Raw genomic sequence first — 17,496 nt, forward strand, 5'->3', positions numbered from 1 at the left:
TTGCCACCACGCTACGAGCTCACGAAGTCCAACGACTTAGGTCCAGAAGAACCTGCACTTAGCGGAGCAACTTCTTCGACTTCCCAGACGAAGAACAAGGACTTCCGAGGCGAAAAACAAGGTCTTCCCAGGCGAAGAAATACGACTTCCGATCGCATCTCATAATACCCCCCTTCAAAAGTAATGTAACATTCGCCGAAAAGTAATGTAACATTCGCCGAAAAGTAATATAACATTCCGTCAGAAGTAATATAACATTCCGTCAGAAGTAATATAACCTTCTCCGAGAACTGCAATTACTTCGCAGCGGAAGTCCTATTACTTCCCATGAGAACTACAATGACTTTCAACCGAAACTAATCGGACTTCCACTTGGAAACAGCTTCACTTTCCTCCGAATGTTCTATCACCTTCCCCCGAAAGTCCTACCACCTCCACCCAAAAGAAAGCGGGGCGGAGCGACCAGCATCAGTCTCTCCGCCCCGCAATGAAGGCTGGTGTCGATCAGCGACTCTTAGAAAATGTACTGAACACGCAGCTGAAGAGCATCGACCTTCTTCGTTTCGGCCTCGCTCCACTGCTTCACATCCATGTGGTGGTAATTGAGGCGCACGGTGACGTACTTATTGAAGAAGTACGAAAGCCCAGCACTGTAGTCCGTCATCTTACCTGCGCCCGCCATGCCTGCGATATTGGAATTGGCCAGCGCATGCGTATCGTTGAGGTCGAGGAAGCCGTAGCCGAGCATGAGTTCGAGGTTATTGGAGCCAGGAGAATCAACACCCGAAGTCACATAGTTGTACTTGTAGTCGACGGGATTGACGATCACGCCACGTGCCGAGACGTAAAATCCCTTCGTGTCGTAAGCATTCCCGCCCAGACGGTTGACGTGCGACCAATAGTATTGGCTACTGAGCTGGAAGTTGCGATAAATACCTTGGAACTCGGCCGTGAACTTGTTTTCCCAGCGAGCATCCGTCAGATCCACCGCAATAGCATTGCGCTTGTCGACGGCCGTCAGGTACTTCGACGAATAAGCTACGTGCGAACCCTTCTTCAGATCCGATTCGGCCTTGACGTGCAGGCCGCTGAGCCCGACGTGGAAGCCTGCACCTTCGCCCATCACTGGACGCCAGACCAGACGACCCGCCACGGTGAAGCCCTGCGGACCGGACTTATCCGTGCTCGTCGTCAGAGCAGAATTGTCGGCGAAGATCCCGTACTGCCACCAGAGTTGGCGATTGAAGATCGTGTGCATCAACCCTATGCGTCGGTCGGGCTGATAGACATTCCCCTCGGCCTCTTCGAAATATTCCTTCTTCGCTGGATCGTAGGCCGACGACAAACCGAAGGGTACGATGTAGTGACCAGCACGAAGGAAGTTGTTTTTACTGAGATTGTACTGGAGGAAGACATCCTTGAGCAAGACCTTATTATTAGCAAAGACGACGTCGCCACGGAAGAACCAGCTCGGCCCGTAATTGGCCCTGAAGCCGATACGCATATCACGGATGCCGGCACCACCGATCATCTCGCCGTCCTGCGTCTTGGCAGCGTCGTTCTGCGAATAGGTAGCTAGGTCGAAGAGTGCACGACCCGTGAGCTTGATATCCAGCTTTTCCTGAGCCTGGATGGCAGTCATCGCTCCGAGCGAAGTGACTACTAGGAGAAGACTATGTCTGATATTCATAATACATGTACTTCTTGGGGGTTAGAGGATAGGTTGTTTGTTGAATTCTACTCTAAGGGTAGCCGTGACCGAAGTAATATCCGAGTCGTGCCAGTAGAAAGGCTTAACGTCTCTGCTCCTAAAGGCCAAGAGCGGGGAAATACCGCAAGTGGCAGTGGTAGCACCACGTAGTGTCTAATCTGTCTCATATGCTTATAGAAATGAATCCCCTTTAGGAGGACGTTACCTTATTCATCAGTTAGGGTCATCCGCCTGTACTAGCGCAATCGAAGTAAACCGGAAGATTCGATTCTTACAACTTGTCTACAGCAAATATAGCCAAATCTGCCCTCTACAGAACAAATAGTTTGACAGCCTTAAAAATACCCGTATTCACTCACATCTTCATCAAAAGATTCGGGAGAGTAGTCAAGCCACTTCCTTCATAAATATGGGCAGGAGACAGATACAAAAGAAGCGAGGCTACACCCACTGGGGGTATAGCCTCGCTCGCTATTTCAAGAGATGCTACCTAGCGCTAACGCTTGATGAAGCGTACCACACCCTGAGCGGTGCGTGCTAGATAGACGCCTCCAGGTAAGCCTGCGACGGAGAGCGCTTGTCCTGCTCTGTAGCCTTCGACACGTAGGACTCGCTGGCCCGAGAGGTTGTAGATCTCCAGATCTCCACTGACAGAGACGTAGATCTCTGTAGTAGCGGGGGTAGGATAGACCTTCAGTTCGCTCTGCTCCTTAGGATGTTCGCCGGGCTCCTTCGGATCTACCACGGGAGGCTTAGGAGTAACTGTCCCCGTGACTACGATGGGTAGACGGAGATACTCGGATCGTCCTCCCTGACGGAGACGAAGCAGAATATCCTTAGCGCCGACGGTAAGACCAGTGAGGTGCAGGCGACCCTCCTTCAGTTCCGCCGTGACGATCTCACCGCCATCACGCACGAGGCTATACTCGGGGCTGGGAGTCGTTTGCTTCAAGAGGCCTGCATCGGTGAAGAGCTTGGCCACATCCTGCGTCTGCTGTCCCTTCACTGAGAGCGTGAGCGGTGCTGCCTCCGTAGCAAATACTTCGCCACCGAAGTTATCCAGACAGAAGTAAGCTGGGATCGTCGTCCCACCATTAGCTACCCGAGAGCCCTTCATCGAGAAGCGCACTCCCTCAGTCTCACCAAGAGCCGTCAAGTCAAACCACTGCCAGCTATCGATGACATAGTGCTCCCGAGCGTCATCAGCTCGGTAGTCGATGAGCGGGAACTCTAGGCTCTTCTTACCATCCTGAGAGCTGGCGATGAGCAGCAGATAGTCGCCCTTATGGAAGGGTGCATCGGGTTCATTCCCCATCTTTGTCCCCTCCTGCGTCACCTTCTTCACCCAAGCAGTATTCGTGACATACAGCCCCGAGAAGGTCACTCGCTCTGCATTCGTAGGCTTCACCTCGACAGGACGGCCATAAGCATAAGCCACACCGTAGGTCTTCGAGTCAGAGAAACCATGCCCGACTGCACTATTGAACTGGTCTGGGAAGAGCTGGGTGAAGTCGGTCTTCGTCTGATTGCTGTAAGCAAAGCCCGTCCAAGATCTCAGCTGCACATTAGCATTATTGGAGAAGGCATAGGTACCACTATAGAAGGTCGTAGAGACGAAGTCATCCAGATCATGCCCTTCTCGTCCATACCAAGCACTCTCGGGTGCTAAAGCTAGGTCTTCAAAGGTAGCTACCTGTGAGGGACCTCCCTCGACCTTGAGGAGGACCTCAATAGACTTCTTCTGGTCCCAAGCATCGGTGATGTGGAGTGCCAAGCGAGTCGTGCGCTCAGCCTTGAGCGTGTAAGCCTTCTGATCAGAGACCTGCTTACCCGAAGCATCATACCATAGATAGGTGTAGGGCCAGACACCACCCTCGGGCTCACGAACAAGTGTGACCTCCTCACCATACTTCACACCTCGAGACCAAGAGGGGACTACTAGGGGAAGAGGATCTGCCGTGAAGTCATCCATCGAGGCTTCTCCCTCGGGATCGATCTGCAGCGAGGTCAGTTCGCCTAGATCACGCAGGCTGACATAGCGCCATAGACCTTCTGTAGAAGGGATGGTCGTCATCAGATTGATCGTAGAGCCTCCGTAGGCAGTCACCTTCACGGGAGCCGTACTCTGGAGGTAGAAGCCCGAGAGTGTCACCGCATCAACGGTATTGGTCGGACTCACGATAGTACCAGCAGAGAGCTTGACCGCACGTCGGCTTTCCCGCTTGTAAGGGGAATTGGGCTCATAGACAGTTGCCCCAGAGAAGTGGTAGGTACCACTCGTGAAGTCCGTCGCTCCTACGGCAAGTCCCTCAAAGTCTGCAGGCGCTGAGGGGAGGCCATTCGTAGAGAAGTCATAGGTCAGGGCTTGGGTAGCATACGCTCCATTTAGTCCCTGAGCGAGGAGATAGAGGCGGTAAGCCGTCTGCTCCTGCAGAGGAGGAAGCATCAGGGACTCGGCACGCTGAGGATAGAGCGTGAGCTTGAGTTCAGAGGCCTTGAGATCGTCCAGCGAGGGAGCAGCCTCACTCTTCGGACGAACGAGGCAGTAGAAGACACCGAAGTCGGTAGCCTTCACCTCCAGTTCTACACGCTCAGCTCGCAGTGCTCGAGGCTTAGGATAGCCTGCTACAAGGGTAGGCAGCCCGTGCTTAGACTCTTCGTAAGCACCTACTGAGACTTCGGTCTTGGGGCGTACTGCACCGAGGATATCCCGAGGCACATTAGGAAGGGCTGGAGCAAAGCGTAGGACGGAGAAGTCCTGTGGCAGTAGGGCTCGTGTTGGGTCGACAAAGTCAACCTTGGCGACTTGGCTGGATGCGTCTGAGACCTTATCTGTCCAAGCACCGAGATCCAGAGTCTCCCCTTCTAACTCCGCAAAGCTAGCACCTGCGGTATAGCTGAGGTTACTTGAGAAGGTGGGGTGCTCTAGGACAACCGATTTAGCAAAGGAGTAGATAAGCCCCTTAGTCGTATTCTGCCAGAGGTTGTTCTTGACCACAAGCCCTGTCAGAGCTCCCCCACCTCGTACTAAGGCGATGACTGGTGCTGTATTCTTACCCGCATAGTCTCCCGAGATGAGGACGGAGTTATGCAGGAGATGCACATCGGTCATCTTAGACTCGGCGAAGTAGAAGCCATATACCTCACGGATCTGTGCAGGTGCAGTGAGGATGAGCTCATTGTTGATCAAGCTACTCGCCTTCTTCTCCTGCTGAGCATGATCTGTACTCTGGCGAAGATAGATCGCCTGCACCGAGGTCTTCGTACCCGTGAAGGCACCGATATGGATACGATTAGCTTGGGCAGTGATACCATCACCGAGCGTCAAGTCTAGCGCATGGTAGTCGTAGGAAGATTTACCCCCAGCTTGGATCTCATTGGAGCGAATGACGACATCAGAGACACAGCGCACATAGATCCCCTTAGAGCCCTGATCGACGAAGGTATTCCCCTCGACTGTGAGCCCCTGCTGGATGGGGAGAGCCACATTGGATAGCCCATCGGCATGGAGACCGATATAGCCCCCAGTGAGCTTAGAGTTACGCAGAGCCAGACGATCATTGTTGGGATAGGCTACATCACCACGACTAGTCTTGATGAGCGCCAGATCCCCCTCATTATACTGAGTTGTCTTAGGAGCTGTGAAGCTACAGCCGTCGATGGTGACATACTGGCTAGTATTGCGAATAAGGAGGAGAGCTGGGGCTTCGCTCTTGGTCGTGAGGAAGGCTAGCGCATGGAGCGTCACATGATCGGCTCCATCAAGCGTGAAGTAGCCTGGCTTATCATCCCCATAGAGGATCTTCTTGTACTGCTTATTCTCCAGAGTGACATCACCAAGGCGACCCGTCGTTGGCTCGATGAGGAGCGTATTGGTCAGTGACAAACCTGGAATAACGGGTAAGACGATGGACTCGGTGTAGTGCCCTGGGCTGAGGCGCAGACGGACGGGACCGTCGACACCTTGTTTCTTCAGATCCTCGATAGCTTCAGAGATCGTCTTGTACTGAGCAGCTGCCCCCGTACCGATGATGAAGTCTCCATGAAGTCCTGCTTGGAGCTCATAGCTGGTCGTGGGAGGATCAGAGAGCGTCTTCTGCTCTCCAGAGACTGTGAGACTAGTAGGGCTCACGGTGATCTTAGCTCCAGCAGATGCTTCGGGAAGAATATCAGCTGTAAGGAAGAAGTAATAGGTACCAGGTGCGCTGTAGCGGGCTGATCCTGCGAAGCCACTACCCGCTGCGGGATCAATGCTTGCATAATGATCCTTCGTGGAGAAGACCTCCGAAGTACCCGTCTTGTAGAGGCGAAGTACCCCAAGGGACTTCGATCCTGCACTCTGGAAGGGAGCGAAATCAAAGCGCTCTAGATCCACCGATCCTTGCTCCCCTGCGAGCGTGACAGCAAGCTTGAGTAGGGGCACATCCTTAGCCCCCTTCATCAGGCGAGCCTCGGGGAAGGGCTCGGCCTTGATCGTCTCGACATGTACGGGGACAGGGCGCTCAGAGAGCACCTCGATCTCCCAACCTTGGTCAGAGAACTTACTGGAGAAGGTGACGGTCATGGAGCCATCGGCAGCAGTCGATACCAGTTCGTCAGCCACCGTCTTGTAGCCACTCAGCTTCTTCAGGAGCTTATCCTCCTCCACCTTCATCCCATGGTAGAAGGAGATCGCATCTAGACGGTGCAGACGTAGCGAGCGGATGCGACAACGGATGACCTCACCCGAGCGAGGGACGAAGTGCACTGTACCCGAGAAGCCCTTCGTGTACTTGCCATCGGCTCCCCCATCATCATAGAAGGTGATCGGAGCGGAGACAGTGATCGTCTCTTCGCCCGACTTCATCGAATAGAAGCGGCGGGCTGTACGTGATCCATCGGGGTCAGGAGAGGCGACAGCGACCTGCTCCCCAGAGAGGGTGAGCGAAGGGAGGGCTAGGTCAAGGGCAGTCCCAGCCTCAGCCTCTTCGCTGAGGTCTGCAGTGAGATAGTAGTAGCTCTTACCTTCCTTTAACTCCAAGGGCTCGGTGAGGGTCAGCTTCACCTCATCACTTGCGGGCGAAGTGATCTCCCCGAGGAACTTCCGCTCCTTATAAGCCTTAGGCGAAGGGAGGGAATAGAGAGCGACACGAGCAAAGGAGCGAGCGCCTCCCTTGAGTTGTAGTCCTAATGCCTCTAGCTTCTTTGGCTCTAGATAGCCCTTGGTCTCCAGCGTAAGGTCGAGGAACTCTAGATCCTTCGCCCCGACAGCGACCTCCTCTGTGGAGGCCTGCTCTACGAGGGTAGATACGAGCTTCATAGGACTAGGCACAAGGCTACGCACCGTAGCTTCCCAGCCCTTCTTCTGCTTGCCCGACATCGTAGACTTAGGATTGAAGACTACGGTCAGTGCTCCATCGGCACTCGATGAGTGGATCAGCCCTGGAGTCTCATCGATAGTCTTCTCGTTGAGCTTCCAGAGGAGCTTACCAGAGCGTCCCTTACCCTCATAGATCTCGAAGGTAGCCTTCGTCCCATAAGAGGAGTTTTGATAGAGTACTTCGAAGCTATGGAAATCAAGCTGGATGACCTCACCCGTCCGTCCAGGAGAGAAGATCGTGACCTGATCGACATCGCCTGGAGCATAGTGCCCATAGCTCATCGTCGGCGTGAAGGTCCAATCCGAATAGACTGGGATCTCCTGCTGTCCATTACGACTGCGGTGGGTATTCTTGACTAGGTAGGGAGTCTCTTGGAGCGGTAGACTGAGGCTCTCCTTCTTACCAGAAAGCGTGACCGCCTTTAGAGCTAGGGAGAGCTTGTCCCCCGTCTTTGCTTCGGGTGAGACATCTCCCGTGATGAGGAAGGTATTCTCTCCAAATGAGAGGGTCTTAGCCTCTGCAAGCGGCAGCAGGAGTGTCGTCCCTGACACTTCTACTTCGCCGATCTTTGCTGAAGCCTCGGCACGAGTACCGGCATAGAGGGTGAGGTGCTTCAGAGCGCCAGCTGTCGAGGCCTCCGTGCTAAGCTCTAGGGACTGAAGGGAGAGGGGATCAGAGATCCCTTCCGTCTGGATGGTGAAGGCCATGAGTTCCTTACCCTTGCCACCAGCTGCGATGGGTTCCTTCTCCTTCGGGTACGTAGCCTTAGCAGATACGAAGTGCATCGGCTGAGGATCTACCGCCTTCACCCGAGCGACAAAGCCATCCTTGGGGACACCCGTAGTGCTCTTGAGCGAAACGGTGAGCGAGCCATCAGCCGCCCCCGAGAGGAGGGTCACTGGGACGGGATCTGTCAGAAGGCGCTTGAGGAGCTGGGCGGGGTCTTCGCTTCGCCCATTATATATGTTAAGCTGGTCATTTCTCTCAGGATTGGTCGAGAAGAGATCGAGCTTCTCGAAGGTGATCTGAATGCGCTGACCTGCACGCTCAGGGATGAAGGTCACCGAGCCTTCAAACTGCTCCGAGATCTTCTTATCTGGCCCCCCATCATCGTAGAAAGCGATGGGGGTGCTACCGACCTGCACTTCACGAGGGCCTAAGACCATATAGACCGAGCCCTCGGGTTCCTTGGGCACGGGCTGGTCCGTAGCGAGCTTATCTACGCTCTTGACCTCAGCCTTCCAGCCATCGCCCGAGGGACTAGCCCCCACGAAGACGAAGGTCAAGACTCCATCGGGGGTCGTCGCATGGAAAGTCTTCGTCGTGAGATCACTCCCTCGGAGGGCGAAGAGCTCTTTGACACGAGGCTTGGAGTAGGTCGTCTCCTGGGTGTCATCATCATACTCCTCGACGAGCTTCTGGCGACCCTCGTAGACATAGAGGACACCCGAACCTAAGTTGAGCTCAGAGAAAGTGACTTCGATAGTCTGCCCATAGCGTGGGGTGAAGACCACTGCCGTGGTCCCCGTCGTCGGAGCTTTGGCACTCGCTCCGCCTGCATCGTAGAAGGTCTCCGAGGTGCGGATGAGGACAGACTGCTGCTTGCCATCGGTGCGGGGCATGAGGATCTCTGCCGAGAGACTCAGCGCACAGATGAGAAGGCATAGAAGGGAAGATAAGAATCGTCTCATCGTCAGTTATGGTTATGTGATTGATCGGTATGGATCGAGATAGAGGCTGGTGTATCAGGTCTTGGCTCGGTGCGTTACACAGAGCAAACTTACAGAGATTTAGGGGAATAAACAAGACTATAAATAGAGGGCGGGCAGGGAGGGAATTTCTCCCTGCCCGCCCTCTTTTGGGACAGCGCCTCAGCTCCGTACTTCGCCCCTCCGACTAGAAGGGATAACCGATGGCTAGATGGAAGCCCAAGGCATCTCTAAAGCGTGGGATATTGTACCACCCGCTGCGTGTCGTCTCATAGGGGAGATGCAGTCCTATCCCCACGTCAAAGCGCACGACGAGGAACGAGAGATCGTAGCGTAAGCCCGCCCCCGTGCCGACAGCTATTGCATCAAGGAGACCACCTACTGAGCCCATCTCTCTGAGCGATGCTCCAGGGCGAGCACTATCTGGTCGTAGGAGCCAGACATTCCCAGCATCGAGGAAGAGTGCTCCGTAGCAGTTACCGAAGAGACGACTACGATATTCGACATTCGCCTCCAGCTTAAACTCCCCTACCCGATCCATGAACGAGTAGGCATTCTCCTCGGAAGCCTTGTAGCGACCAGGACCTATACTGCGTACCGTGAAGGCTCGTATGCTGTTCGCTCCTCCGACATAGAACTGCTCGATGTATGGGGCTGTCGTGGCATTGCCATAGGGATAGATCGCCCCCGTGGAGAAGTGAGTCGCTAGCGTTGTCTTCCGACTAATCCGGTAGGAGTAGCGGAGATCAAGGGCGGCCTTGGCAAACTGTGCAAAGGGCACACCGAACATGGTCTTGGTCTCATTGTAGGACTCCCCAGCGAGTTTCATCACGGCATTCGACAGATTGCCCGCCTCACTGACCTCGGCAGAGGCTTGTAGATAGTGGGGACTGTCGTCCGCACGCCGTGTATAGGTGACGGAGTAGCCGAACTTAGGGATGAACTGGTCTCTGAGGCTAAGCCCCAGAGCAGGGTTCGCCTTGATCAGCTCGTCGAAGCGTGCTGTCGTCCTCATTAGCTGGGTATAGTTCAGACTCAGCGGGGTGATCCTATGGCTCCATTCACTCGAGGGCTGGAAGTTATAGTCCATCGTGAAGGAGAGGGAGCGAAGCGTGTAGTAGCGGGCATGATTGACCCCCTGCAGAGCTACCTTGAAGCTCGTCGAGGTAGGATACTTGTAGTAGGCATCCATCAGCCGAGGGAAGAGGATCGAGGGGAAGGTCAGTGCCACATCAGCACCGAGCTGGTAGCTATTGATCGCCACCGAATAGCCATCAATAGGGTTACGACCCGTCTGCCATTCATAGGATCCCGAGAGGCTGGCAGAGAGCTTCTCACCTCCCCCAAAGACATTGTTGCGCTCGAGTGATGCTGAGAGCCCAGGGCCGATGAAGTTCGTCGACTTACGCATGAAGGCAGCCCCGAGGTAGCTACTCCAAGGCTTGTCCTTCCTCAGGAGGATCATCAGATCAAGCGTCCCGATACTATCGGGCTGAGCAGAGAAGGTAGGACGGCTGACGGCGACAGAGTCCGTAGCCTCGGCGGAAGAGAGCGTATCCGTCTCCACCTTCTTAGACAAGTCCTCTCGGGGGGAGAAGTACATCTCTACGGAAGAGAAGGCACTGAGGCCCGTCAGCGCGGAGAGCGTACGCTCCTCGTCGGTACTTCGATATACCTGCCCTTGCTTCATTCTGATCCGAGTCTTGAGGAGACCTGGGCGGACGATCGGGCGACCCGAATAGTAGAGCATCACACTGTCGGAGAGGGCGACGCTGTCTGCCGCAAGGGTCATAGGAGCCTCGGGATCCTCTGGGAGCTGACGGAGCATGACCCGCCCTAGCTTCCACTGACGAAGGGCCTCGGGAGGAGTGTTGGGTGATAGGACGGTACGAAGCCACACCTTACGTGGGGAGATCAGCGTATCTGCCTCGTAGGTGATGTGCTCAGGCTTGAGGTAGTAGTAGCCATGCTCTCTCAAGAAGGCTCGTGCGATCGTGCGGTCATCCTCCAGCGCCTCTAGGGAGAAGGGTCGACCTCGCTGTAGAGCACTCAGACGATGGTGGTAGAAGTACCGCCCAGGACGGATATACACCCGAGGGAAGTAGCGCACACTATCCAGTAGATAGAGTGGCCCTAGATCGAGCTTGTAGTCCACCCGAGCCTGCAGGGAGTCTGCCGTCTGAGGGATGATCTCCGAACTTACTTGCGCCGAGAGGTAGCCAAACGCTTGGAGCGTCTGCTGGGCGACCTTAGCACGCAGGCTGGGGCTGACCTCACGCATCCAGACGGGGCGAGGGGTAAGCCGTCGGATCAAGTTCCCTACAAGCGTAGAGTCCTCAGCAAAGCGCATGTAGATCGAGGGTCCCAAGAGGGGGAAGGGGAAGCGAAGGGAGCTACTTCCGAAGACCGATCCATTGGGGGCATAGCTGAGGCGTTCTTCGGCGGCGGCGATGACTCGGTCGGCATAGGATCCCTTGGGACGATCGACCACCTTGATCTTCCTAATCCCGATATAGAGCTGATCGTCTGCCGTCTGATACTTCCTCAGAGAGCACCCTCCGAGGAGCAGTAGCGTAAAGAGACCGAGAAGAGCGAAAGCACCACGAAGAATCGGTCTGCGGCGGCACACACTTCGCCCCGCACCTAGGGAAGCGAAGGACCCCATGCATGGGTCACCTAACCGACCCATGTATGGGTCACTCGAGGGAGGCATGCATGGGTCGCTGGTGCGACCCATGATAGAGCGACGATGAGGAAGTATATCGAAGCGGTTCATAGAGGCTGAGAGGAAGCTAAGGAAGGGGATCACTTGCTCTGGAGACGAACGACTGGAGTAGAATCCGTAGGCTGGACCTGAGTCGTATCACCACCTAGTCGCCACTCTTGGATGGAGACCTTGGGTAGCGTGTCTCGCTTGACCCTCTTAGCGCGAGGGCGGAAGAGATCACGGAGGCTGGAGAGCTTGCGTCGGAGGACATACCCGACTCCCGTCTCCGAGAATTCCCCTTCGAGGATATTGTCCGTGACTCGCTTGTGATAGAGACTGAGGTACTGCTCACCCGTCTTGTCGAGCTGGTACTGCAGGGAGACATTGTCCAGGAAGGTCTGTCCTTGGTTCGAAGCCCCTGCACCACTCTGCACCTTGCCCCCGACGATGATGCGGATGCGGTCGTTGTAGAAGCGACGGCTGAAGCTGTAAGTATAGTCTGTGCGTGCCGCCTCACCCGAGGAGCCGTCATAGTGGTCCATACCGAGGCTGAGGTCGGTACCCTGCAGGAGCTTGCCCGCCGTCTTATTGATCTGAGACTGCAGGAGGGAGGTTAGAGCGGAGTTGAGATTGAGGTTGCCCGCTCCCGTACCACTACCCAGATAAATCCCCGTAGCCATGAGGGCGATGGCCTGCTTGCTCTGCTCCTCCTTGGTCATCGTGGAGAGGGTATTCTGCATGGAGAGGTTCTCCGGTGCTGCGAGGCTAAAGCCGAGGTTCATCCGACTGACGTAGTCCTTGATATCAATGCTGACGTTGAAGTTCACTCGCTCAGAAGATCCCGAGGACGAGGTGACCGTAGCCTTGACCTTATTGACTGCAGAGAAGTCGAGGTAGGGATTGGAGATCGAGCCATACCAAGAGAGGGAGCTCGTCGGGGAGATGGAGAAGCGCTTATTCCCCACGACAGGGAGCGTATAGCTCAGTTCACCTCCCCCACTCATCTCATAGCGTCCCGTCATGCTCATCTCTCCGTAGGGCGGATAGGTGAAGTGGAGCGTACCTCCCCCTTGGGCATGGAGGTAGTCTACCCCATCGGCCGTGAGGTCAGCACCGATACGTACCGAAGGATCAACATGGATGGTGAGATTGACATCCAGCCCACCGAGGGTCGGAGGGGCGACCTCTGGGGACTTCACGAAGAGGGTATCGGAGAAGTCTACGAACTGTACCAGCTCGTCACTCTGCGTCCCCGTCTTCAGCGGGTCTTCACGTAGGATGTAGGTGCAGTTCGTCCCACTGAGGATATTGATCCCTCCACGTACACGGAGCGAGGTCATCGGACCCGAGACATTCATATTCGTCGAGGCAATGATGCGCCCATAGAGGAGCTGATCATCCCTGCGGGGACGAGGCTCATCGAGCAGGGTCAGCTCATCGGAGGTGATGCGGAGCGAAGCGGTAGCTTGGGGTGTAGTGCTCTTGCGGATCGTACCATCGAGGTAGATCGCCTTGCGGGTATCTACCGAGGGATGCACCGCATAGTGATCGAAGTAAATATCGGAGTTCTCCATACGCACGGGCATGGAGTCGAGGGCTAGGTGTACCCCGTAGGAGTCGAGATGCACCATGGCATCAGCTAGGTTCATCTTCCCCGAGAGGAGAGGCTCGGTGAGCTTCCCCGAGAGACGGATAGAGCCCTCTGCCGTCCCCTTCAGCGTGGTAGCATTAGCCACAAGGAAGGGGTTTGCCAGCTCCAGAGGGAAGGCATTGAGCGTCAGCGTGCCACTCAGAGGAGAAGTCTTCTCCCGTGGGTGGTAGATCCCGTCGATGGTCATCGCCGACTGACCATTGTAGCTAATATCCGCTGTGATGTAGTGCGAATCGCCACTACGAGGCTCATAGAAGAGCGAGGAGGTGAAGTGTCCGAGCTTCTTGTCCTCATAGCGTAGATCAGAGATAGAGAGGTCACCCGAGATCGTCGGCTGTTGGCTTAGATCCCCCTTGCGCTGGTAGTGCACATCCCCGAAGAATATACCTCCAATATCGGGGAGCCCAAGGCTACGGTAGTCCTCGAGATGAAGCTTATGGATCCCCAGCGTGATATCCTGCACCCCTGGGGAGGACTCCTCTGCTAGGAGCGAGAACTCACCACGCTTCTCCCCCGTGAGGCGGAGTGAGCCGAGGAGGAAGTAGTCCTTCTTACGCAGGCTGAGGCGATTCTCCGTATTGATCTTGTAGTCATTGTAGGCTAGGCGTAGGCGGTCACCTATGAGGTGAAGCTGATAGGCTTCTCCCGACCAACTGCCCTCTACCTCAGCCGTATGGCGCACCTCACCTCGCTCATCTTGCCACGAGAAGTCTAGGTGTCCGCTCTGCAGACTAGTGCGTAGATCCGTACTGATGGTGAAGCCCTCCTGAGAGCGGTAGCGTGACTTCATCACCGTCCCGAAGAGCACGAGCGAGAGGCTATCTCCACGAGCGATCGTCTGTCGCTCCGTAGAGAGGTTGAGCTGAGCCGAATTGATACGCAGGGTATCGATGCGTAGGTCGGAGAGTGCCAGCGTACCACTCAGTCCCTCCCGAGGTGAAGTCTCCAGATTCATCGAGAGTGCCCCTAATGCCACGTGCTGGTCAGCTAAGTAGTAGCGCAGGGGATTGTCCTTGCCCATAGTGAGGCTGAGCGTAGACGAAGGGAGGTGTACAACGAGATCCTCTAGGTACTTCGTCGCTGACTTCCCCGCAGTGATGAGCCGTACCTGCTGGAGCGTCTCATCCATGAGCTTCGTGAGCTGCACCTGTGTGGAGGTAGGCCCTGCACCTACATGGAGCGAAGCCTTCATATCCCCCGAAGTAAGCACGGCATCGATCTGCTCTGGAGAGGTGGTAAGCTGTAGGTCGGCACGAGGCGGAGCGATCCGCTCTCCCCCGAGGACAAAGCTGATCCCATCGGCAGCAGCTGTGAGGCTATGCGTCTCCTTCATATCCGAGCGGAGCTCTCCCTCAAGACGAATCTTAGCTGAGAGAGGTGTATCGGAGAAGCCCAGTCGCTGTAGATCCAGCTCCACGAGATCCAGACCAATACCCGTGGTGAAGCCTTGACGAGAGAAGATCCCATCGAGCTGAAGGGAGAAGTTCGCCCCTGGGTTCATGCTATTGAGGGAGAAGCCCAGATTGCCCTCCTTCAGTGCACCATCGACCGTAATGTCATGCAGGGTAGTATGCCCCCAAGAGGCTTCATGGAGACGACCTCGGAGATTCAGTTGAGTCCGAGGGCTCAGTGGGTCAAAGCCCCTACCCTCAGCATCAAGCTCGAGGCTCAGCTTACCGATAGAGTCTCGGGGCATGAAGTGGCGTAGGTCTAAGTGTTCTGCCTTGAGGCTAAGTCCATAGCTCTTCGTAGCTTCGGTGAAGTGCCCCTTGATGGAGACCTGCCCCGAACCTTCGACAGCCTTCATATCCCCCTTATACACACCCCGACGAATATCCACCTCACCCGACAGGGTCATCGGCGAAGGGATCCGATAGTCTCGTGCCAGCTGTGGCGAGACGAGACCAAACAAGGTCTGTGCCTTAGCTCCTACCTGACCCGTCAGACGGAGCTTCCCCGAGCGTCGGCGCTCATCGAGGAGACTAGTCAGATTCCCCTTGAGGGAGAGGCGGATGACATCAGGCCAATGGAGCTCAGCATCGGTCAGATCTAGGGCACTGAGCGTACCATGCGTCTCAAGCGATAGACGGATAGGAGCAAGGAGCTGACGACGGGTGATCTGTTCAAGGAGCTTCTTCCCCTCGGGGAGGTCATCAAGTGCCGAAGCAGAGAGGAGCAGAAGATCCTTAGTCCCAAGGGAGGCCTTCATCGTGAGCTCGATCGAAGCCTTGGGGTCCGATCGGAGCACGCTCCACGGCATAGAGAGTGCCCCTTGCATACTCGAGCCGTCGGTATCGAGGATGAACTCATCGAGGCACATCCCTAGGCTGTCCATCTCATAGCGTCCCGACAGATGATGGAGCTTCAGCCCCGAGCGCTCGTTGAGTTGGGCACGACGCAGGAGGAGCGATAGGCGCATCCCCTCCGAGTCAATGTTCTCAGCCTCGAAGTAAATGTTCGTGAGGTGAACGTGTGTAGGATCAAGGTAAGGGCTGCGTGCAGGTGCACGATCAACAGCATAGCGTAGCTCTCGCCCTTCGACCCGAGCACGAGCGACTTGGAAGCGCATCTTCTCTAGATCTGCTTCTCCTCGATCGAGACGTAGGCGGGAGACATCCGCTCCGATGAAGAGCGAATCCAGAGGCATAGCTACATCAATCCGTGTCGCCTGTAGATCGAGCTCGTCTGCTCGGATGAGCCAGCGAAGAGGCTCAGACTCGTCTTCCTTCTTCGTCGTATCCGTGCTGGAGTAGGAGACATAGCCGCCCCGAGTCACGAGACGACTTAGATCGACCTGCTCCTTCTCTAGGTCTACATAGAGCTTCTCCACCGAGGCCTTCGGCAAGCGTGCTCTTAGAGTGCTGAGCCCCGTACTATCGGTATAGTTGAGGGTGAAGCGATCAAGGCTGATCCGAGGGACCTCAATCTGCTTGTCTAGGAGTGGACGAAGGGCTGGCGATAGACTCAGCTCTCCTACCGAGAGCAAGGTATCACTAGGGGCACGGACGACATCTAGCCCTTGGACAGAGAGATCCAAGGGGAAGGAGAGGTGGATGCGATCTAGGGTGATCTGCATCCCCGTCTGCTCAGAGAGGTAGGAAGCTAAGCGATGGACGACGAAGTTCTGTACGGGGGGCACGTACAAGAGGAGCGAGATCAGGAGGATCAAGGCAAAGGGTGTGAGGAGGAGTCCCCACAAGATCCGCTTGATATACTTCGATCGTCGTGACATCGGAGCTATGATGCTATTTCAAGGAAAAGGACAGCTATCAGTGCGTGCGATACCAGTCGAAGAGACGGCGCACCCCGTCCTCGATCTCGACCTGATGATGCCAGCCAAGGCGGTGGAGCTTCTCCACAGAAGTCAGCTTGCGCATCGTGCCGTCGGGCTTGGTGCTGTCCCACTGGATCTCACCAGTGAAGCCAACCGTCTTAGCGATAAGTTCGGCTAACTCAGCGATGGAGATCTCCTTACCCGTACCGATGTTGATATGGCAGTTACGGATGGGCTCTCCCACCTTGGGATACAGATCCTCGAAGTCTACATTCAGCAGCACGTGTACCGAAGCATCGGCCATGTCTTCACTCCAGAGGAATTCACGTAGCGGACGACCAGAGCCCCAGAGCTGCACCTTCGAGGGGCTGATCCCGAAGCGATCGAGGAGCTCAAGGATATCCTTCTCTGAGCTCGTACCCGACTCCCCAGCGACGGGGCGCTTCTCGAGGTCATGGCGTACGGCCTCCCAGTCCCCAGCCCCAAGGCGATCAGCAAGATAGATCTTACGGATCATCGCAGGGAGCACGTGGCTATTCTCTAGGTGGAAGTTGTCATTAGGCCCATAGAGGTTCGTCGGCATCACCGCCAGATAGTTGGTGCCGTACTGGAGGTTGAAGCTCTCGCAGAGCTTGAGACCAGCGATCTTGGCGATCGCATAGGGCTCGTTGGTGTACTCCAGAGGCGCGGTCAAGAGTGCTTCCTCACGGATAGGTTGCTCCGCCTCTCTGGGGTAAATACACGTACTACCTAGGAAGAGCAGATCCTTCACTCCATGGCGGAAGCTCTCCCCAATGACATGCTGCTGGATCTGAAGGTTCTGATAGATGAAGTCGGCGCGATAGGTATTATTCGCTAGAATACCTCCGACATGAGCGGCAGCAAGGATGACTACCTCAGGACGCTCTTCGTCGAAGAAGGCACGGACAGCTACAGGATCCGTCAGATCCAGCTCGCTGTGGGTACGGCCGATGAGGTTGGTATAGCCTCGAGCCTCGAGGTTCTTCCAGATCGCAGAGCCCACGAGGCCTCGATGGCCTGCAACATAGATCTTGGCTGAAGGGGCAATTTTAGGAGCTTTCAT

The 17,496-nt window shown here is 55.6% G+C and carries 5 protein-coding genes; all 5 read right to left on the reverse strand.

From position 1 onward, the window contains the following. Window positions 1-514 precede the first annotated feature (514 nt). Window positions 515-1,690, reverse strand: a complete 1,176-nt coding sequence (locus tag Q0336_RS03020; protein ID WP_298525528.1) for a porin — start codon at window positions 1,688-1,690, stop codon at window positions 515-517. A 517-nt stretch (window positions 1,691-2,207) separates the two neighbouring features. Then, window positions 2,208-8,762: a DUF4465 domain-containing protein gene (locus Q0336_RS03025; RefSeq protein WP_298525532.1), complete on the reverse strand. Its 6,555-nt coding sequence runs from the start codon at window positions 8,760-8,762 to the stop codon at window positions 2,208-2,210. 205 nt (window positions 8,763-8,967) lie between these two features. Continuing rightward, a complete protein-coding gene (locus Q0336_RS03030; protein ID WP_298525535.1) occupies window positions 8,968-11,445 on the reverse strand; it encodes a BamA/TamA family outer membrane protein in 2,478 nt (825 codons plus the stop codon). Window positions 11,446-11,585: 140 nt separating this feature from the next. Beyond that, window positions 11,586-16,370: a translocation/assembly module TamB domain-containing protein gene (locus Q0336_RS03035; RefSeq protein ID WP_298525538.1), complete on the reverse strand. Its 4,785-nt coding sequence runs from the start codon at window positions 16,368-16,370 to the stop codon at window positions 11,586-11,588. Window positions 16,371-16,407: 37 nt separating this feature from the next. Beyond that, on the reverse strand, window positions 16,408-17,496 hold the full coding sequence (locus Q0336_RS03040) for a GDP-L-fucose synthase (RefSeq protein ID WP_298525541.1): 1,089 nt from the start codon (window positions 17,494-17,496) through the stop codon (window positions 16,408-16,410).

This window comes from uncultured Porphyromonas sp., assembly GCF_938039215.1.
In the GTDB taxonomy this organism is placed as follows: domain Bacteria; phylum Bacteroidota; class Bacteroidia; order Bacteroidales; family Porphyromonadaceae; genus Porphyromonas.